The sequence below is a fragment of the Rhizobium sp. No.120 genome, assembly GCF_054558365.1.
Window position 1 is genome coordinate 23,923 of the sequence record NZ_BAAJNQ010000020.1, and the last position, 18,625, is coordinate 42,547.

The window sequence follows — 18,625 nt, forward strand, 5'->3', positions numbered from 1 at the left end:
CGATGCGGCGACCATCCTTGCCGTAGAACAGTCGATACTTGAACAGATGAAGGCTGGCGTTACTCAGCTGCCTCGGGGAACTCTACGATGTCGGCGTCATCAGTCATACCCGTTGCGTCGTCGTCGCTGTCCTCATCTGCCTCGGCCGCCAGCAAACCACCGTTGCCATCGTCCGCCTTCGGAACGGCAGGACTGATAGGTGAGGGGAGCCATGCGGTCCCGTTGGCCTGTGTCTCGGCATAGGCGGCGGCTTCGGCCTTCTTCATGCGAGCAATGCCGTTTGCGAACTCTTTGCCCTTGATTTCTGTCAATGCGGCTTCGATGCCGTCGCGGGTGTGGACTTCGGGAAGCCCCGGCGCTTGGCATCCACATTGGACGATATATCGGACTGCGCCAGAAACGCCGAGATCACGACAGCTCTACCAGGGTGTCAAGAAAGGCGCGAACAGCAGGGTTGGACCGGCGGCTCTCGGGCCACAGCGCCGTGATGTTGTGCCGGTCGACGGCGTAATCTTCCAGAACAGGAACAAGCGCTCCGCGCCCCACCCAGGCGCTGGCCATGAAGCTGGTTGCCATTCCTATACCCCCGCCGGCGGCAATTGTTGTAAGCACAGCCTCACTTGCATCGACGACGATGCCGGAGGACGGTATGATCTCCACCTCACGGTTCCCGATACGGAAGGGCCAGCGGAACAACTGGCCACTGCTTTGATAGCGCAGATTGACTGTCTCGTGCTCTTCCAACTTGCTCGGATGAGTGGGCAGGGGGCGACGAGCAAGATAATCCGGTGAGGCGTAGCAGCAAAGTCGATGGGACGAGAGGCGCCGTGAGAGCAGGCGAGAGTCAGAAAGATCGCCGATCCGCACCGCCAGATCGAAGCCGCCTTCGATGAGATCCACCATATGATCGCTCAAACGAAGATCTATGTTTACCTTTGAATAGCGTCTGCGGAACTTGGGAAGCGCTGGCGTGATCACGTGCAGCCCGACCGGAAACGATGCTGCAACGCGCAATGTGCCCGTAGGCTCTGCGTGTGCCGCTTTCGCCGCCTGTTCGATTTCCTCGGCGTCGCGCAGCAGCCGAAGCGCGCGCTCATGCAGGTCACGCCCCTCGGCTGTCAGGGTCAAAGAACGCGTCGTCCGCGCAAAGAGCGAAACACCCAACTGTCGTTCGAGGCGCTGGATGCTTTTGCTGACCGCCGACGGTGAGATGGACAGTGAGCGGGCGGCAGCGGTGTAACTCCCAAGGGAGCCAGCGCGCGCGAACGCGAGCAGCCCCGTCAGTCTGTCAATTCCTATTTGTTCCTTCATGGCATTACTAAAGCGAATTATGCCACAATTATCAATCGTAGCTCGCGCGCATATCTTCAGTCATCGAAGCCAACATCCAAGCGAGGTAATGATGACCAAGACAATGAAAGCTGTGCGGTTGCATGAATTCGGTGGGCCTGATGTTCTGCTCTATGAGGACGCGCCCCGACCAGAAATAACCGCTCACGACGTGCTTGTCCGAGTGCATGCCGCGAGCATCAATCCTCCGGATCTCTATTTACGCGACGGCTATCGGGCATTGCCGCCGGAATGGCAACCTAGCCCAACCTTTCCGCTGATTCTTGGCACCGATGTTTCCGGCACGGTGGCCGCGGTGGGCAAAGACGTGGGCGGATTTCGTGTCGGGGACGAAGTTTTTGCGATGGTCCGCTTTCCGGAAGACCTCATGAAGGGCAGCAACGCCTATGCGGAATACGTGAGCGTCCCCGCATCGGAGCTGGCGCTGAAGCCTGCCGGGATCGACCATATTCAAGCGGCCGGCGCGCCGATGTCGCTGCTGACCGCCTGGCAGTTTCTGGTGGATCTGGGGCATGATGCCCCGAATCCATTCCAAGCCTTCTCGCACGCACCGATTCCGCTGGATGGCAAGACCGTGCTGGTGAATGGCGCTGGAGGCGGTGTCGGCCATCTCGCAGTTCAAATCGCAAGATTGAAAGGGGCAAAGGTGATTGCCGTTGCTTCCGGCAAGCACGAGGCGCTTCTCCGCGATCTCGGAGCGGATACTTTCATCGACTACACCAAGGTGGCGGCGGAAACAGTGGCGAAGGATGTGGATCTGGTGCTCGACGCTGTAGGCGGCGCGAATATGGAGCGCTTTCTCCCCATCATCAAACAGAATGGTGTCTTGTTTCTGGTCAATCCCTTGGGTTTTTCCGGCCATGGGCAAGCTGCCGAGCGGAAGATCATCGTATCATCGACGCAGGTGCGTTCGAACGGTGCGCAACTGGCAGAGGTCGGCCGCCTCCTTGATGACGGCACCGTTCGCGTGGTGATCGACAGCAGCTATCCGCTAGCCGACGCGTCCATAGCTCACCGTCGCGCGTCCGAAGGGAGCATCCAAGGCAAGATCGTCCTGATCACTGCCTGATCGTTACAAGTCAACTGAGACCCCAGGCGGCTAAGGGCCGACAGTGCGGGGATGCTGGAGTATGCCTCATGCTTATCGTAACAGGTTACATGGACGTCGATCCTGCCGATCTGGCGCAATTCACGACAGAACTCAAAGCGCTTGCAGTCAATACGCGGAAGCGTCCTGGCGCCATCGCTTATGATGCTGCCGTGGACGATCCACAATCGGGGCGATTGCTGATATCGGAACGTTGGGCCGATCAGCCTGCGCTCAGTGCTCATCTTCGGGCGGAGGATACGATCGCGTTTATCAGCCGCTGGGGTGGCAAAATGCGAGGCGAAATCCGTAAATACGACGCCACAAACGAACGTGACATCATGGATTTCTGATGCATGTCCACAGCTCTAGGTCTCCGTCCGCTTGACGCCACCCTGCCATCAGAGAAGTCGAGCCGCGGCGCCTGCTCGCATTATTGTAATAGCTCGAGGCTTGTTGAACGCAGCGATGCCGCGACTGCTCCATCGCCTCCGTAAGAAGGATGCCGCGGTTAGCGGCCTCGGTCAGATATCCTGACCCTAGTCCTGTCTGTCGTGCTCCGGGTGCGATCGGACCGGTCCGGCCTGAAAGCCGGCGACATCGCCCTGCCTTTGGCCTTGCCTTTCATTGCGGGCGGGCAGGGGAGCGCGAGGGGAAGGGCCGAATGGGATTCCCCTCGCGCCGAATTGGCTTTGTCGGACTTGGTAAGTCGTCAGGCCGACTTCAAAGCTCTTTCGACGGCTTCCGGCTCCTTGTCGATGACAGTGAGCAGGATACGGGATGGGGCGTCCATATTCGACCTGTTCTGCTCCCAATCGCGCACACGACCGATGGAGAAGCCATAACGGGATGCGAACGCCTGCTGCGAAAGGCCAAGTCTGTGCCGTATGTCCTTGACGTTCACTTCCGAGGGAATGTGAAGTTCGTATTGGGTCTCGTCCGCTTCGCCGTTCGCGAAGGCAAGAGCTTCACGGGCACCCTGCAAAATACGTGATCCTGCTTTGCTCATTTCCGACTCCTGATGTTCTTTGCTCGTTTGCTTGCGTGTTCTCGCCATTGCTGAGGCAAGGCAGTCAGAATCTCTCGCAACTCATTTCGCTCCGCCTGTGAGAGATTGGCCTGAGAATCCTTGCTGTAGATATCCAGAAGGAAAACAGGAATTTCCCGATCGGCATAAAATGTTATGATCCGGTAGCCGCCGCTTTTTCCCTTTCCGCGACCGGCAAACCGAAGCTTTCTCGCGCCCCCGGTTCCCGGCATGATGTCTCCGGCCTCCGGATTGGTAGCGATGTATGAAACAATCGCTTCCCGTTCGGCGATGGTCAGGCCTTCATCCTTGGCCGAAGCTAGATAGGCGGGCGTTTCAATCACTGTCTGCATGATCTTTATATACGGAATTTCCGCACTTCCGTCAATAGAAAGGTACGGATCTTCCGCACAATGGAAACGCGCTGGCCGCCTTCCTTACCGCTGGGGACATCGGCGTCGCTGCAGCACAGTCCAAAACTCCAGATCAGGACCGACTGGGAAGATCGGCGATGATGCCCGATGGAATGGAGCACGCAGATATGATGGATCGAAGTGCTGCGCCCTGCGGCATGGCCGATGGAATGTCCATGGGCAAAATGCGCGGACACATGATGAGGATCATGTTCGCCATCGCGGATACCAACGGTGACGGCGCACTTTCCTTTGATGAAGTAACGACAATTCACAAGCGGATCTTCGACATGATCGACGCCAACAAGGATGGCAAAGTCACGCCGGAAGAGATCCAGGCCTTCATGCAAGGTCAATAGTCTCCAGGCTTTATGTTATCAGCTATCAGTGAGGTCTCGTCGCCAGAGTTAGACTTTCACTTGCCATCGCGCAGTAACTGATTACAAAGCTAGCCGCGCGGCGCCCCCGTTCTTGCGCTCCGCATTGTTATAGTAGCTCGCCGCCTGCGCCACGGACTTGTGCAGGGATTGCTGCATGGCCTCTTGCAGGGGAATGCCGCGATTTGCGGCCTCGGTCAGATACCCCGAGCGCAGCCCGTGCGCCGAGAATGCCTCCGGATCGAGCCCGGCCTGCTTGCACCGCGTCTTCAGGATCAGATTGACCGACTGCGGCGTCAGTGCTCGCCGGTCGATATTGCCCCATTGGTCTATACGCCGGAACACCGGTCCGGTGTCGATCCTGGCTTGTTCAATCCATTGCTTGAGTGCTTCGACCGGCCGACCAATCAAAACGACGTGCGTGCGGTCGTCGGCCGTTGTCGTCTTGGTGCGGCCGAGAGTGATGGTGAGACACGGCAAGAGAGGGGAGACGGGGTTTCTGGGATCGGCATGCACCGGTTCTTCGTCGACCAGATCCTCGACGCGCAGGTCGGCAACTTCGGAGCGCCGGCGGCCGCCGGAAGCAAAGGCGGTTAGCAGCAGGGCGCGGTCGCGGACATCGGTCAGCCGATCGCCGGCACAAGTGGCCAGCAGCTTTGCCAGGACGTCGCCGGTGACCGCTCGTCTGCTCTTGCGGCGGCGTTGTCGCGGTGTGGCACGCACGGCGAGGCGCAATGCGGTTTTCAGGGACGGCGCGGTAAATGATCCCGTCAGCCCACGCCAGCGCGTCAGGATCGACCGGGAGGTCAGGCGCCGGCGCACGGTGTCTGGCGCATGCGGACCATCGACGCGCAGCAGGCCCTTGGAGCGCAATCCGATTTCGACGTCATTAGGCATGCCGTGGCCAGGGTCTTCGGCGCGCTCGGCGGGATCCCAGAGATGATGGGCGACGAATTTGAGAAGCAGGCTTTCCGGAGCCGGCCAGGGGAGGGGAGCGCCGGTGGCAAGCTCGCACCAGGCTTCGAGATAGCCGAGATCGGAGGAAAGGGCGCGAAGGGTATTGGCGCCCATGCCTTCCTTGGCGAGATGCTTGAGGGTGGCGACGTCCTCGTCCGTCAGCAGCGTCGCCAGCTGATCGCGGCGGGCGAAGGGCAGGATGGCATCGAGCGCATCAAGTTCCTCGGCGCGGAGCAGCACCGGATCGGCGGGGGAGGGGAGGGCTTTCGGCTTCATCATGAGGCGGCTCCAGCGCTGTGATTTGCTCCACCTTTATCGGCTTTTCGTCGCTAAAAATCGATATATCTCTTCTTAACAGAGGCGCAGGCGCCGAGCCTTACACTTAATATGCAGTCAAAATCCCTGTTAAGGCTTTTGTTTCAATCCGGATCACGGCGGGCCTCAAGCAAGCCTGGAATCGAAACATGCGTTAATTATTACATAGAAATTCTATAATATACAAATTGGTCGGGTTTGGTGGGGGAGTACATCTTTGCTCGATGGTCCGGAGAAACTGCTGCGCTCCGCAGCGATACTGCATGCCATGGCAAACGCGAAGCGGCTCGAGATCTTGCTATTGCTCTGTCAGGACGAATGGGGCGTCGGAGAGCTTGCCAAAAGAGTTGGGCTCAGCAATTCGGCGCTATCGCAGCATCTTGCCAAGCTCCGCGCCACGCAATTGGTGTCAAAGCGGAAACTGCATCATTCCGCCTTCTATTGTTGCATGTCCCACGATGTGCGAGGCATCCTCTCGGCTCTGGGCGAACACACCGTCATGGCGCGGCACGCAACTCAGCGCTCCAGACTCGCGCGGCAAAAACAATCGGTTTTCACGCCGGCTGCCAAGCGCGAGGCGCAGTAGCATGTCAACTTGATCGATCAAAACCAGACGGCTAGGGTATTCTTGCCGCTAATCGTAAAATGGGGGATCCCATGCCGACGGGCAAGGTTAAGTTTTTCAACGCGGACAAAGGATTTGGCTTCATCACGCCGGATGCTGGGGGAGATGACGTCTTCGTCCACGTCAGCGCCCTGCAATATGGTGATCTGCTGAAGGAGGGCCAATCCGTTTCCTACGATTTGGGCCAGGACAGAAGGACCGGCAGATCCAGGGCGGAAAACGTCAGGCCCCTCTGACAACTGCCTACAACAGACTCCGCGCTGCGGCTGCGATCCGATCGCTTGGCACACCCCGATCTGCGTCACCTCACGCGCGTCGCCGCTGTCCTCGCCTGGATGGAAGCAGTATTTATGCGCCTGGTGACCGCGTCTGCATAACAATGGAGAGTTCGGCAGGGGAGGGCGGTCCAAGTGGCCGGTGGAACAGAGATGTCCGCCGAACTTCGCCGAATCTCGAGTCATTTGCGGGAGGGGGCGATAGACTACCTTAACGGCGGCCATCGAAATTCTTCGTTGAGCGTTATATGCTCCCATCCGAGCGGTGACACGTGAGGCACGGGCCCGAGATCGATCGGCTCGCCGCTGTCAATTTTGTTCCGCAACAATTTCAGCAAGCTTCTAATGTGTTCCGGTAGAGCCTTGTCGTGGAAAGGGAGTGAGATGAGAGACGAAGATTTTGAGCTGTTTATCGAGAATTTTGGTGAAGCGACGAGCCGCGTCAAGGTCCCTCAAGCCAGCTTCGAAAAATTCGAGAAGACGCTGCCCGCTCAACTCTTGAAATATTGGTCCGAAGAAGGATGGGCAAGCTACTTGGACGGACTGTTCTCGATCGTGAATCCCGACGAATACCAAGACGTTTTAGATATGTGGCTTGAGGACACGATCTTCGAACAGGTCGATAGCTACCACGTCATCGCCAGGACGGGTTTCGGGAAGTTGTATGTATGGGGTGAGAAAACGGGGCCCAGCTTGACGGTTTCGTGCCCGACGCATTCTCTTATTGCTCTGGAAAAAGATTTTAAGGGGCCGCTCAAGAATCCGGACTTTCGGGTGCAGACGTTCTTCGGTGCCAAGACGCCAAGCGAATGTGACTTTAAGGATGCGGCGAAGCAGCCGCTATTCAAACGCGCTGCCGGCAAGCTAGGACCGCTTGAGCGGGATGAATTGTATGGCTTTGAGCCTGCCCTGATTGCCGGTGGTCAAATGAATCTCGACCATCTGAAAAAGGTCAAACTGGACGTTCACTTGACGCTCCTGCGGCAACTTGCGCCGCCGAAGATTCCGTTCCTTGGTACTTCAATTGGTGCTGTCGCAAATCATACATTCGCAAAACTATGACGTTCCATCGTGTCGCTTAACCGGCCGTTTTCGCTCATCCAGGTGGCCAATATAGCGTGTCCGTCTTTTTGAACAAGCGCAACGCATGTCGTTGTCGCGTAACAATAGTCGCTCATTCTAATGGAGTGAAGTTGAGTAGGTTCGGTGAAATTTTAGCCTGATTTGCAGCTCGCCATAAGGGTTGATGTCGATGGGCCGAAAACCAGACAAGTTTTCCGTCGACGACGCGATCTGGCTGCGGGCGGTGTCACGCGAGAAGGTTCTTCGTCCCTTGGCTTTGCTGCCCCGCCTTTCGGCCGCGCATGTCGGTAGAGCCTGCCGAGAGCTGAAGTTGGGCCAAACCCGTTTCTATAAGCTGCTGCAGCAATATCGCGCGTCGCCGGTCACGAGTTCGCTGCTGGACGCCATACCGGGTCCCGCCAAGGGCAGAGCGCTATTGCCACCAGAGATTGAAGACATAATTCAAGCGGCAATTCAAGATACCTATCGCAAACGTGAGCGGCCGACGATCACCGCTCTGCACGATCGGGTACGGCAAGTTTGCCATGAACGCGGAGTTCACGCGCCATCGTGGACGGCTGTCCGGGCGCGGGTCGACAGTATCGATCCCAAGATCCGCTTGCGCTGGCGAGAAGGCGCAAAGGCGGCAGCCGAACAGTTCGGCGTTTTCGTACATGAATATGGCGCCGACCACGCCCTCCAGATTGTTCAGATCGATCATACGCTGGTGGATGTGTTCATCGTCGATGCCGTTAGCCGCAAGCCGCTGCAGCGCCCCTGGCTGACGCTGGCGATCGATATCGCCAGCCGCATGGTGGCCGGCTTCTATCTCAGCCTGGAAAGCCCGTCGGCGACATCCGTGGCCCTGGCGATCCAACACATGGTGATGCCGAAAGGGCCTTGGTTGCAGGCGAAGGGCATTGATGCCGAGTGGCCGGTTTTTGGAATGTCTGACGTCATTCACCTCGACAACGGAGCGGAATTCCATGGCAAGGCCCTTGTCAGGGGAGCCGCCGAGCACGGGATCGAACTGATGTACCGGCCTGTCGCGCGACCGCATTACGGCGGACATATCGAGCGTTTGATCGGGACGATGATGGGTGCGGTGCATTTGCTGCCGGGATCCACGTCGAGCAATATCGCCAAGCGAGGCTCCTACGATCCGCAGAAGCATGCCGCGATGACGCTCGACGAATTGGAGAAATGGTTGGCCCTGCAGATTGTCGGCCGCTATCACGCTGAGGTTCACAGCGCTTTGCTGCATCCGCCGCGGACAGCCTGGGACGATGCGGCGGCGGCCCGTTCCCATCCGTTGCGCGTGCCGCATGATCCAGAACAGTTTCTGCTCGACTTTCTGCCCTATGAGGAACGCAACATTCGCAGGGATGGGCTGCATCTGTTCGGCATTCGTTATTGGGATGATATTCTCAGCCCTTTGGCTGGCCGATCGTCGCGTCAGGTGCGGGTCAAGTACGATCCGCGCGATCTCTCTTGCGTTTATGTGGAGCAGCCAGACGGATCGATATGGCCAGTGCGCTTTGCGGCCCTGGACCGGCCGCCGATCACGCTTGGGGAACATCGCATGGCGCGTGCTGCGTTGAAGGCCCGTGGAGTTCGAGCCGTCGACGAGCATCTGATTTTTGAAACCATCGCCGAGCAACGGCGGCTCATGGAGAATGCCGTTCAGCAGACCCGGGCCATGCGCCGCCATCTCGAGCGGAAAGAGCGTGCGTTGGCAGCGCGTGATCGGACTGTTGATTTACCGGATTCGGAGGACGAAGACGATGCCTGCATCGACGTGGCACCGTTAGAAGTGGAGGAGTGGTCATGAGCGACTATGCCCATCTTCTGCCGGCCTACCGAAGCCATGCCGAATTGAGCGATAGTGAGCGTATCGCGTGGATCCGGGCGGGTCGTTGGCTCGAAACGGCTCAGGCGAATGCGGCCCTCATGCGGCTCGAGGATCTGCTTTCCTATCCTCCGCGGGACCGTATGCCTTGCCTGCTATTGTATGGCGACACCGGCATGGGAAAAACAAAGATCATCCGCAAGTTTCTGCGCGATCATCCCGCGACTTTCGACAGGGGATCTGGCGTGACCTTCATGCCGGTCGTGGCGATGCAAATGCCCGCGGAGCCATTGGAGCGGGATGTCTATGGCGAGCTCTTGAATGCCCTCGGGGCGCCCGGGCCGAGCAGCGATGCGGCATTCCGCCTCAAAACCGTCTGCCGGAGTCTGATGCGCAGGATGGGCGTGCGAATGCTTGTGATCGACGAGATCCACGCCATGCTGACCGGCACGTTTCGCCAGCAGCGGATTTTTCTCAATGTGATCCGCTTTCTTGCCAATGACCTCAAGGTGCCGTTGATCTGTGCAGGCACCGATCTTGCCCGACAGGCGCTTCTGACGGATCCGCAGCTTGCCGAACGGTTCGAAGCGTTTCAGCTGGAGCGCTGGTCGAACGATCAGCGCCTGACCCAGCTTCTTTCGAGCCTGGCATCCATCTTTCCGCTACGGCGGCCATCGGCGGTCACATCTCCGGCAGTCCGCAGACGTGTTCTTGAGCTCACCGACGGCGTGACCGTGCGTATATTCCGGCTGATGGAGACCGTTGCGGCCGACGCCATTCACAACGGCAGTGAATGTATCGTCACCGACAGCTTCAGCCGAGAAGGCCTTGTGTTGCCGCTCGTTGCCATGGTTCGACAATCAGAGCGCGCTCTGCAGCGGCGATCAGCGCGGTGAGGCAGATCCCCCTGCTGCCGATCGCCCCGCGGCCATACCCGGATGAACTGATCTCATCGTGGCAGGGCAGAGTGGCTTGTCGCTACGGATGCACGCCGGCCGACATCGAGCATTGGCTGGGACATGGGGATCGGCCGCCGGTTTTCGGCAGTTTCGAATTGCAGGAATATCGCCCGGATCCGCTGACCCTCAGATCATGGGCGCGCGCAGCCAGATTAAAGATCGCGGACGTTGAAGCAATGATCCTCAGCCGGTTGGTAAGGCCGATTGACTGGTTTGTTGCCGACCGCCGGGAGCGCGGGATCTGCCCCGATTGCCTCGATGAGGACGTATCGGTGGGTCGGGATCATTATTTTCGTCGAGAATGGTCCCACATTGAAGCCGCGGCCTGCCGCAAGCATCGTCGGATGCTGCAAGATTGGTGTGGCCGCTGTTTCGCGCGGGGCCAATTTCGCTTCGACTGTATCGAGGAAGAGGCAAGACTCATCTGCGGTCACTGCTCGACTGCGGTATCGGGCGGACCAACGAAGGTCGAAGGGGCGGTCACGGTGGATTTCCTGCTCGAGCTGACGGCCGCATTGGGCGCGGCTATTGAGGGGAGGGAGGGCAGTGTCGCACCGGACGAGATAAACGCTGCGATCGAAACCTTGTGGTCGCCATCGCAGGCGAACGGCAAACCGTTCATCGCCTGGCTTGACTTGAAGCTTCCTTTTGGACGCCTTCCTGGCTTTGCGTCACGCCGCAACCCGCTTGTCAGCCTGTCGCTACCATGGCGCATCGCGACATTCGTGGCCGCAGCGCAGTTGCTTGATCTGGCGCAGGCAAGGCGAGGGTTCGGACTGCCACCATCTTATCTCGAGCGAGAATTTGCCGACCGCAAACGCAATCCACCGCCGCAGCCCGGCGGAACGCCCGATACGGGCATAACTCTGGGAACCGCGGCGAAGCACAGGCTCCGATCGGACGTCGAGTATCAGCGTTTGGCCGAACAGATCCTGGCAAGCTCCGATGGGAAGGCGATCTTGGCGATGAGGGGAAGGGGGCGAGATAGAAAACTCGGGCGCCTTATGAACCGCGCACTCAAGAGCGAACGAGACAGTAGCAATGAACCTCGTCTCATCTGATCCCGCTCACCTGGCGTGAAGTTCGAACAACAAGCGTTAACGATCGATCTTTGGGCCCTGGAGGCTGGCCGTCACGCACGTGTGAGGGTTGAGCGCAACGCTGTTTCCGTGGGCCTATTGCCTAATTGATCATATTGAGACGACCGTTCGCGATCTTGTCCTCGACCCAAGCGCGCTCCTGATGCCAGGGATGACGTTTCCATCCCTCCCAGGTGAAACCGCACAGCTTGATATCCCACTCCGACGGGGCGAACCGGTCGAGAACATAGCCAATCCCCAAGAAGCCGGTGCTCGGAAAAAGCTCGCGCATTTTTTGTTGCGGAATTTGAAGTGCGGCGCAACCATCGAGATAGAACTGCGGCGGCATGACGCGAACTTCCTTGCCGGCGCTCTGCAGGATTTCGATGGCTCGATCTGTCCAGTCCGCCCGTCTGCCCTTCAATCGCTGCAGGATATTCGGCCTTGGATGGTACTTGCGGATGATCGCCGGATGATAGGCAAGCATGACCTCTTTTGCCGCTTTGACAGCCGCGTTCTCCAGGAATAGCGGTTCCGCCATCCGCTTCTGGAATTGCTTGCTCGACACACTCAGGACGAGGATGTCCGTGCGGGTGCCGCTCCATCCGTCGGCAAGGTTCGGCTCATTGAAACGCATGACGAAATCGGCACTGTCCACGGTCACCGAAACGTCTCGCTCCAGAGGTCCATTTCCTACGATAATTGCAAGTTTGCGGCTCATGGCTTCCGTTCGACATGGTTTGTTGCGCGAGAGATGTCGGCAAAGCAAGGGCCGCTCAGCATCGGCATTCACGCACATCCCTATATCTGTAGCAGTTGACATGCAACGGTCGTTACATTACGGCAAGAACCATGAGTGACAAATCATGGCTGCTGCTGACCTATAAGGTTCCGTCGGATCCCGCGACGAAGCGGGTGGCCCTTTGGCGCAAGATCAAAGGCATGGGCGCCGTCTATATCCAGAATGGCGTCTGCCTGTTGCCGAAGACGGATGAGCATCTTCGACGCTTCAAGATGCTTGAAAACGATATCGTCGAGATGGGTGGTGAGGCCGTCATCCTGGAAACTGTTGCGGCCGATGCCGGTCAGCAGGAAAAGGTGACCGCCCGCTTTAAGGCCGATCGTGATGAGCATTATCACGAGTTTCTGGAACGCTGCGGCGACTTCGAAAACGAGATCGCCAAGGAAACGGCCGCCGGGAAATTCTCCTATGCGGAGCTGGAAGAGAACGACGCTGATCTGAAGAAGCTGCAAGATTGGTTCGAAAAGATCACGAAGCTCGATTTCTACGGCGCCCCTCTGGCAGCCGAAGCGCAGGAGCGGCTGAAGACCTGTGAGGCATTACTCGACAGCTTCGCCAAACAGGTGTTCGAGGCCCATGAAGAGACACGTAGCGACGTCTCCAAACCCACGAACGAGAAAGAGTGATCATGACCATGTTGATGGGCGAAGGTCTAAAGCGTGTGGTGAGGCAGGTTGCTCTCCTGAACCTCGGCTATTTTGGGATCGAGTTTCTGGTGGCGCTGTCGATCGGCTCTGTCTCGCTGTTTGCCGATAGCGTCGACTTCCTCGAGGACGCCTCCATCAATCTGCTGATCGCCGTCGCGCTCGGCTGGAGCGTCCGCAATCGCGCCCGCGTCGGCATGGCGCTGGCCGGCATATTGCTGGTTCCGGGTCTCGCGACCATTTGGACCGCCTGGCAGAAGTTCATGACGCCGGTTGCCCCTGATCCGCTGCCATTGACGTTGGCAGGTCTCGGCGCGCTCGTCGTCAACCTGTCCTGCGCGGTGATGCTCACCCGCTATCGTCACCATAGCGGCAGCCTGACGCGCGCCGCGTTCCTGTCGGCCCGCAACGATGCCCTCGCGAACATCGCCATCATCGCCGCCGGTCTTGTCACCGCCTTTGTCTGGCGTTCCGCCTGGCCGGACCTGATCGTTGGCCTGGCGATCGCGGCGATGAACGCGGATGCCGCCCGCGAGGTGTGGACCGCCGCCCGCGATGAGCACCGAACGGCCCAGCCATAAGACAGCGCAAGACGGGTGAACTCATGAAAACAGAAACCTCAAAGAGCTGGTGCATCTCATCCGGGGACATTCCGATGCTACGGACCCTTGCAACCCTTCTCAAAAAGAGCTGGCCATTTCTGTTGTCTGCCGTGCTCACCGTTGTGGTGATCGTTGCCTACAACATGGGCGAGGTGCTGGAAAAGCATCATCACAAGCTGATGGAGAACGTCCACTATGGGATCGCAGCGTTCATCCTGTTCGTTTCGTTCTATTGCATCGCTCTGCTGATCCGTACGATTTGGACCACCGTGGATGACGACAATGATCAGTGAGCTGCGGTAACGGCAGCCAGCGAATTGCGAACCTCGGACAGCACCGGCACGTAGAGCGGGCTTAGGGTCGTGGCGAACGTCGCCGTGAGGTGGTCGGCATCCTTGTACAGCGGCAGGCCGTCTCGGAGTGTATCGCAGCGGCGATTGCTGCAGATCGACGGAAGCGGATCGATGATCGGCACGCCGTATTTTGCCGCCACACGGCTCAGGATCCGACGCGAGAGCGCCTGCCGCGCTTCGATATAGCCGAATGGCGGCGCAATCTCCGTCGACGTGCCGCGCATCATAGCCTTGGCAATGGCTTCCGGCATATAGCGGCCCATCTCGGGAACATCGGAAACCAGCACGACCCTGATTCCCTGCCTCGTCAAATCAGCCAGCAGGCTATCCAGCGATTGGTCGACCGAGGCGGATCGATCCTCCAATGGAGGCGGCACCGACGGGTCGAAGTACGGTCCCTCGTTCGGCATTTCAGCGTCATGGACGTACTTAGGCCAGTAAGCGACCAGGAAGACCAGCGGAATGTGCTGCGATGTGATCAGGTCTCGCACGGCGCCGTTGAAGGCGCCGCAGCGTTCGGTATCGCCGCGTGGCGTCAGTTGAACTCCCGGCAAGGGCGGACAGGAGGAATGCCCGGCAAAGGGCCCCTGCAGGCCAATCTGCTTCGCGGCGGCGTCGATGGCTGGCGCCATCGCGCCTGAATGGGAATCTCCCCATACGACAAAGGAGGGTTTGCTCGAGCTTTCGGCGCCGAGCGGACAAAGCTTGCCGGCACGGATGTCTGCCGCCGAGGGTCCTGTCTTTGTGGAGTCGGCAAAGCATGGCGGCACGCCGAAGCGGCTCTCATCGTATGTCGCGGCATAGACCTTTTGCACCTCCGCCGGCAGGCGGCTGGGGAGACCAGAATGGTGGGCAACGTAGTCGCCTATTCCGAGTGCCGTGACCATGAGCGTTGCAGCGCCGGCAAACGATGGTCCTCGCTTCACACCTGTGCCATGCCCTCGAAAGGGCCGCTCGACAAACCGCCAGGAGAGAGTAGCCATGACGAGCGAGGCTAAAACGATCAGTCCGCCCTGAAACAGGGAAAGCTCCCGTCCAGTTATCTCGCGGCTGAAGACGATGATCGGCCAATGCCACAGATAAAGGGAATAGGAGATTAACCCCACACCCACCATTGCCTTCGAGCGGAGGATCCGGCTGGCCGGACCACTATCATCGCGGGCATGGATGATCAGCCCGGCTCCCAGGCAAGGGAGCAAGGCGGCCGGACCTGGAAACAGCGTTTGGTCGCTGAAACCAAGGGTCGCCACGCCGATCAAAAGGATGCCGCCGAACGCCATGCCTGCCCGCACAACCGATTGCCGCGGCACAGGGATGGCCTTGAAGGCCAGCAACGCGCCGAGCAGGAGCTCCCATGCGCGAAACTGCAGCAGGTAGAACGCGTCGACCGGCGATCGAAACAGCACCCATGTGCTCGCCGCGAACGAAATGGCTAAAAGGCTCGCCAGCAGGAGGATCACATGCCGCCGCGCAAATCGGTTGACCACCATCAAGAGCAGCGGAAACAAAATGTAGAACTGCTCTTCGACCGCTAGGGACCAGGTGTGCAGCAGCGGCTTCATCTGGGCGCCGATATCGAAATACCCGCTTTCCTTCTCGAACTGGATATTCGAGGTGAACAGGGCCGCGGCCTTCAGGCTGCGGGCAAAATATCCGAACTCGGCCGGCATCAGCAGGAACCATGCCGCGGCGAAAGACGCGATCATGACCGCAAACAGCGCGGGGAAAATCCGGCGGACGCGCCGCTCGTAAAAGCGGATGAGGCTGAATTCCCCGGCTGCGATTTCGCCTGATATCAGCGACGCCATCAGAAAACCAGAGATGACAAAAAACACGTCGACGCCGACAAAGCCGCCACTGAACCCCGGAATACCGGCGTGATAGAGAACGACTGGAATGATCGCCACGGCACGCAACCCATCGATATCCCGGCGATAGGCAAATCCCGCACCTTGCGCCGGAGCGCCCATCGGGGTCGAATGTGCCGGGCGCGCAATTGCAAGATTCAAATTCTCAACTCCAGTTCAATCCTAGGCCCTGCCGCCGGAACGTGTCGTATTTGCGGCCGATAAGCCGATGAACTGACGATAAGCTGAACCGGCGCGGCTCGGATCGGTTGCTTTCTGAGGCTCGAAGTTTTTCGAAAGACGGTGTAGTCCATCAAGTGCGGATGAGCCCGAAGCGATGTGCTTCGTCCAATAATGCCCTAACGGAAGATGCTTGCCATTTCCGGCCACCCCGTGCCGGTCGTTCGCCCATTTGATCGAGTTGCGCGGCGATCTCGCGTAACGACAGATTGGGATCGGCGATGGCGATCGCGGCGACGAGCTTCATCAAGTGATCTTCGGGAGGGCGGCGAGGAGAGCGAGCCAGCAGCACTGCTTCCGCCAGTTTCTCCCGAACCATGCGATGAACGGCGCGTCGCAGCCGCTCGACCGTCCAGTTATGGCCGCGGCGATTGAGAACGCGCACGACGTTGTCCCAGCTATGCTGCGGCCGAAGTTGCCTCACGGTCGGAAGCCACGTCTGCGCCGACGAAATGAGTTCATCGAGGTAGAGTTTCTCTCGTGCTTTCGACACCGCCTTGATCGCTTCCGGCCGGCGCTCGCGAAGCCCGGGATTGCCGGCGAGCCGGCCGCGCGCCTTGGCGGCCCTCATGCCGGACTTGGTACGTTCCGCGATGAGGGCACGTTCGAGCTGGGCCACGGCGCCGAGCACCTGCAAGGAAAACATCCCCTGCGGCGTGGATGTGTCGATCGGGTCGCGGAGCGAACGGAAATGCACGCCGCGTTGTTCAAGGTCCTCGATGACATCCAGCAGGTGGCTGACGGATCGGGCCAGGCGGTCGAGGCGAACGACGACAAGCACGTCGCCGGCAGTGAGATCCTTCAGCAGCTTGGTGAGAACCGGCCTTGCGCGGGACGCACCCGATCCGTGCTCCTGGTGAATTCGGTGGCAGCCGGCGGCGCGCAATTCGTCGACCTGGGCGTCATTGATCTGATCGTCCGTCGAAACACGGGCATAGCCAATCAGTTTTTGGGCGAGGGGAGGGGTACTGACCTTCGCTGCTTTCGCCATCGATTCTTTGACCTGTCTTTAGCGGCGTTTGTACAGATAAGGAATGCGTGAGAAAAGGAGGGTTTGCAAGCGTGTTTTAAGACTAAAATACGAGGCCATGTAGCGCGTTTTCCGATCCGAGATAGGCAACGACCCATCTAGGCCACGGCGCACCCGTCAGCGGCCCTCCTCGGCCGAAATGCCCCGAACTGGCTGTTTTGCGAGGGGTCGAGCGCTGCGCTGCCATATTGTGCAGACTTTGGCGAGATGTGCTCGGGGGAGGGGCGCTCGGCCGAACGGTTCGGCGCGCCTTTTTCCACTCAATGAAGCGGAAAATTCCACCGATCTAAAATGAAAAGGCGCGGAAAAGCCTGCATTTGCGGCTTTTCCGCCGATCCTCAAGAACTGACATAACGGCTTTGCGCCCTGAAATCCATCACTATCGATACTTGATACTTATCGATGGTTATCACCTCAGAAAACCATGGTCTAAGCAACGGAAGCAACAGTCATTTTCGCTACCCTATCGCAAAAGAACAGCGTTAATTCATATGGTTAATGGGTTACTTTTTTATCGAAAAGACCCAGAGAATGAGGAGAAGCCGCCCGGTACGGTGGATGACATGGTAAGAGCTTTGAAAGGTGGAGAGTGGATTATTGTCTTACGACAATTTTTTGAGGCGCTCCGCTCGGCCTGGCCAAAACCAAAAAACGACAATCGCTAGCTTCGAGAAGTATCTTCAGCATTCTGATGCGCATCTTTCGGCGACACGCGCCACCGAATGTGCCCCACTTACTGATGCGGCCGGCTTTTGATGCCGGTGTCGCGCTGACGCCGCTCGACGAGCTCATCGCCTGTTCGCCGGTCGGATCCGGCTGGATCGAACGCCAAAATTTCGCCGATGCCTGCGCCTCGTTGTGGATCGACGGCGAGCTCGTCCATCTCGAAGACCTCGTCCTCCACGATGCCACCCGCGATATCCGCACGCCGAGAGCATTCTTCGAACTTTGAGATGATGCTGCTTGCTACATTCCCCGCCCCAGCGATTGCACGTGCGAGGCAATCCATCGGGGAAATCGGACCGCATCGTCACAAGGTGCTCACCGATGCCCGCCTGAAAAGACGCTTTGCAGATGATGCTGCGGCAATGGCGGTCGAACGGATCATGTCTGCTACCTTGGAAAGTGCCGGAGCGTTGATCGCGGTCGCCAACCTTAAGGAGAAAGACGCGGTCACCTTCCTCCACTCGATTGCCGTCAGTGCTCTGATGATCGCGTTCGGGCGCGTTCTCGGACATCGCGAGGAAAGGGTGCGGCTGCTCGGGCTTGAAGGGTTGGTGCATAATCTTGGGAAAGTCGCTCTTCCCGAGGCAATCTTGTCAAAGTTCAGCAAACTGACCGCCGAGGAGATGATGATCGTTCGGGAGCATCCGCAAGGAGCTACGACATTGTTTCCTAGGCTGGCGGGGTTCCACAATAGGTGCTCGACATCTGTCGCCATCATCGCGAGAGATACGATGGCACCGGCTATCCTGACGGGGGAGAGGAAATCCATCCCGTATGTGGCGCGGATCGCCGCAATCTGTGACGTTTACGAGGCGCTGACGACGATCAGCGCCCTACAAGCGTGCGTTTTCTCAAGCCGAGGCGAACAACATCATGATGACCTCTCATGGTCATTTCGACAGCTCGCTTCATTCTGCCTTCATATCTAAAATGTCGTCAGCGGCACGCTTCACTGAGATCTGGGAGAGGTCAATCCCGAAAGCCTCGGTCGTGAGCTTGGCGAATA

General features: G+C 58.7%; 21 protein-coding genes and 2 pseudogenes. 14 read left to right on the forward strand and 9 right to left on the reverse strand.

Features of this window, described 5'->3' with window-relative positions; genetic code table 11:
• Positions 1-59: 59 nt before the first annotated feature.
• Both ACYJRZ_RS29470 and ACYJRZ_RS29475 read right to left on the reverse strand, forming a co-directional pair.
• Positions 60-311, reverse strand: a complete 252-nt coding sequence (locus ACYJRZ_RS29470) for a hypothetical protein (RefSeq protein WP_459464744.1) — start codon at positions 309-311, stop codon at positions 60-62.
• A gap of 97 nt (positions 312-408) precedes the next feature.
• Positions 409-1,311, reverse strand: coding sequence for a LysR family transcriptional regulator (locus ACYJRZ_RS29475; protein ID WP_459464745.1), 903 nt, complete (start codon positions 1,309-1,311; stop codon positions 409-411).
• Positions 1,312-1,402: 91 nt separating this feature from the next.
• Between ACYJRZ_RS29475 and ACYJRZ_RS29480 the strand changes: the two genes are divergently transcribed.
• Positions 1,403-2,419, forward strand: a complete 1,017-nt coding sequence (locus ACYJRZ_RS29480) for an NADP-dependent oxidoreductase (RefSeq protein ID WP_459464799.1) — start codon at positions 1,403-1,405, stop codon at positions 2,417-2,419.
• 68 nt (positions 2,420-2,487) lie between these two features.
• Positions 2,488-2,790 (forward strand): putative quinol monooxygenase, encoded by a 303-nt coding sequence (locus ACYJRZ_RS29485; protein WP_459464746.1) that lies wholly within the window; start codon positions 2,488-2,490, stop codon positions 2,788-2,790.
• On the opposite strand, the pseudogene ACYJRZ_RS29490 reads toward ACYJRZ_RS29485, so the two are convergent.
• The 3 genes and pseudogenes from ACYJRZ_RS29490 to ACYJRZ_RS29500 all read right to left on the reverse strand — a co-directional run.
• Positions 2,777-2,983, reverse strand: a pseudogene (locus tag ACYJRZ_RS29490) (hypothetical protein); the annotation flags it as partial. The gene ACYJRZ_RS29485 and the pseudogene ACYJRZ_RS29490 overlap by 14 nt on opposite strands.
• Before the next feature lie 166 nt (positions 2,984-3,149).
• Positions 3,150-3,446, reverse strand: a complete 297-nt coding sequence (locus ACYJRZ_RS29495) for a helix-turn-helix domain-containing protein (protein WP_368518887.1) — start codon at positions 3,444-3,446, stop codon at positions 3,150-3,152.
• Positions 3,443-3,817 carry a type II toxin-antitoxin system RelE/ParE family toxin gene (locus ACYJRZ_RS29500; protein WP_459464747.1) on the reverse strand — a complete coding sequence of 125 codons (375 nt, stop codon included), beginning with the start codon at positions 3,815-3,817 and terminating at the stop codon, positions 3,443-3,445. Before ACYJRZ_RS29500 ends, ACYJRZ_RS29495 begins: the two co-directional genes overlap by 4 nt.
• A gap of 71 nt (positions 3,818-3,888) precedes the next feature.
• Here ACYJRZ_RS29500 and ACYJRZ_RS29505 point away from each other — a divergent pair, with 71 nt between their 5' ends.
• Entirely contained in the window at positions 3,889-4,236 is a 348-nt protein-coding gene (locus ACYJRZ_RS29505; protein WP_459464801.1) for an EF-hand domain-containing protein, read from the forward strand.
• A gap of 81 nt (positions 4,237-4,317) precedes the next feature.
• Here ACYJRZ_RS29505 and ACYJRZ_RS29510 read toward each other — a convergent pair whose 3' ends face one another.
• Positions 4,318-5,490: a site-specific integrase gene (locus ACYJRZ_RS29510; protein WP_459464748.1), complete on the reverse strand. Its 1,173-nt coding sequence runs from the start codon at positions 5,488-5,490 to the stop codon at positions 4,318-4,320.
• Between the two features lie 253 nt (positions 5,491-5,743).
• Here ACYJRZ_RS29510 and ACYJRZ_RS29515 point away from each other — a divergent pair, with 253 nt between their 5' ends.
• From ACYJRZ_RS29515 to ACYJRZ_RS29540, 6 genes are all read left to right on the forward strand, one after another.
• Complete coding sequence (locus ACYJRZ_RS29515; protein ID WP_459464750.1) at positions 5,744-6,112, forward strand: ArsR/SmtB family transcription factor; 369 nt, start codon at positions 5,744-5,746, stop codon at positions 6,110-6,112.
• A 71-nt stretch (positions 6,113-6,183) separates the two neighbouring features.
• Entirely contained in the window at positions 6,184-6,387 is a 204-nt protein-coding gene (locus ACYJRZ_RS29520) for a cold-shock protein (RefSeq protein WP_459464752.1), read from the forward strand.
• A gap of 423 nt (positions 6,388-6,810) precedes the next feature.
• On the forward strand, positions 6,811-7,488 hold the full coding sequence (locus ACYJRZ_RS29525; RefSeq protein ID WP_459464754.1) for a GAD-like domain-containing protein: 678 nt from the start codon (positions 6,811-6,813) through the stop codon (positions 7,486-7,488).
• 190 nt (positions 7,489-7,678) lie between these two features.
• Complete coding sequence (locus ACYJRZ_RS29530; protein ID WP_459464756.1) at positions 7,679-9,319, forward strand: transposase; 1,641 nt, start codon at positions 7,679-7,681, stop codon at positions 9,317-9,319.
• Positions 9,316-10,233 carry a TniB family NTP-binding protein gene (locus ACYJRZ_RS29535; RefSeq protein ID WP_459464758.1) on the forward strand — a complete coding sequence of 306 codons (918 nt, stop codon included), beginning with the start codon at positions 9,316-9,318 and terminating at the stop codon, positions 10,231-10,233. Before ACYJRZ_RS29530 ends, ACYJRZ_RS29535 begins: the two co-directional genes overlap by 4 nt.
• A complete protein-coding gene (locus ACYJRZ_RS29540) occupies positions 10,230-11,357 on the forward strand; it encodes a TniQ family protein (RefSeq protein ID WP_459464760.1) in 1,128 nt (375 codons plus the stop codon). Before ACYJRZ_RS29535 ends, ACYJRZ_RS29540 begins: the two co-directional genes overlap by 4 nt.
• A gap of 121 nt (positions 11,358-11,478) precedes the next feature.
• Here ACYJRZ_RS29540 and ACYJRZ_RS29545 read toward each other — a convergent pair whose 3' ends face one another.
• Entirely contained in the window at positions 11,479-12,096 is a 618-nt protein-coding gene (locus ACYJRZ_RS29545) for a hypothetical protein (RefSeq protein ID WP_459464762.1), read from the reverse strand.
• Positions 12,097-12,227: 131 nt separating this feature from the next.
• On the opposite strand from ACYJRZ_RS29545, the gene ACYJRZ_RS29550 reads away from it, so the two are divergent.
• The 3 genes from ACYJRZ_RS29550 (at position 12,228) to ACYJRZ_RS29560 (ending at position 13,716) form a co-directional block, all read left to right on the forward strand.
• Positions 12,228-12,803: a Chromate resistance protein ChrB gene (locus tag ACYJRZ_RS29550; RefSeq protein WP_459464764.1), complete on the forward strand. Its 576-nt coding sequence runs from the start codon at positions 12,228-12,230 to the stop codon at positions 12,801-12,803.
• 2 nt (positions 12,804-12,805) lie between these two features.
• On the forward strand, positions 12,806-13,402 hold the full coding sequence (locus tag ACYJRZ_RS29555; RefSeq protein WP_459464766.1) for a cation transporter: 597 nt from the start codon (positions 12,806-12,808) through the stop codon (positions 13,400-13,402).
• A 74-nt stretch (positions 13,403-13,476) separates the two neighbouring features.
• A complete protein-coding gene (locus ACYJRZ_RS29560; RefSeq protein ID WP_459464768.1) occupies positions 13,477-13,716 on the forward strand; it encodes a hypothetical protein in 240 nt (79 codons plus the stop codon).
• On the opposite strand, the gene ACYJRZ_RS29565 is transcribed toward ACYJRZ_RS29560, so the two are convergent.
• Positions 13,710-15,785: an acyltransferase family protein gene (locus ACYJRZ_RS29565; RefSeq protein ID WP_459464770.1), complete on the reverse strand. Its 2,076-nt coding sequence runs from the start codon at positions 15,783-15,785 to the stop codon at positions 13,710-13,712. The genes ACYJRZ_RS29560 and ACYJRZ_RS29565 overlap by 7 nt on opposite strands.
• Before the next feature lie 151 nt (positions 15,786-15,936).
• Positions 15,937-16,854: a recombinase family protein gene (locus ACYJRZ_RS29570; RefSeq protein ID WP_459464772.1), complete on the reverse strand. Its 918-nt coding sequence runs from the start codon at positions 16,852-16,854 to the stop codon at positions 15,937-15,939.
• Positions 16,855-17,584: 730 nt separating this feature from the next.
• Here ACYJRZ_RS29570 and ACYJRZ_RS29575 point away from each other — a divergent pair.
• Positions 17,585-17,824: pseudogene (locus ACYJRZ_RS29575) on the forward strand (hypothetical protein); the annotation flags it as partial.
• A 106-nt stretch (positions 17,825-17,930) separates the two neighbouring features.
• Positions 17,931-18,548 carry an HD-GYP domain-containing protein gene (locus tag ACYJRZ_RS29580; RefSeq protein ID WP_459464774.1) on the forward strand — a complete coding sequence of 206 codons (618 nt, stop codon included), beginning with the start codon at positions 17,931-17,933 and terminating at the stop codon, positions 18,546-18,548.
• Positions 18,549-18,625: the final 77 nt, after the last annotated feature.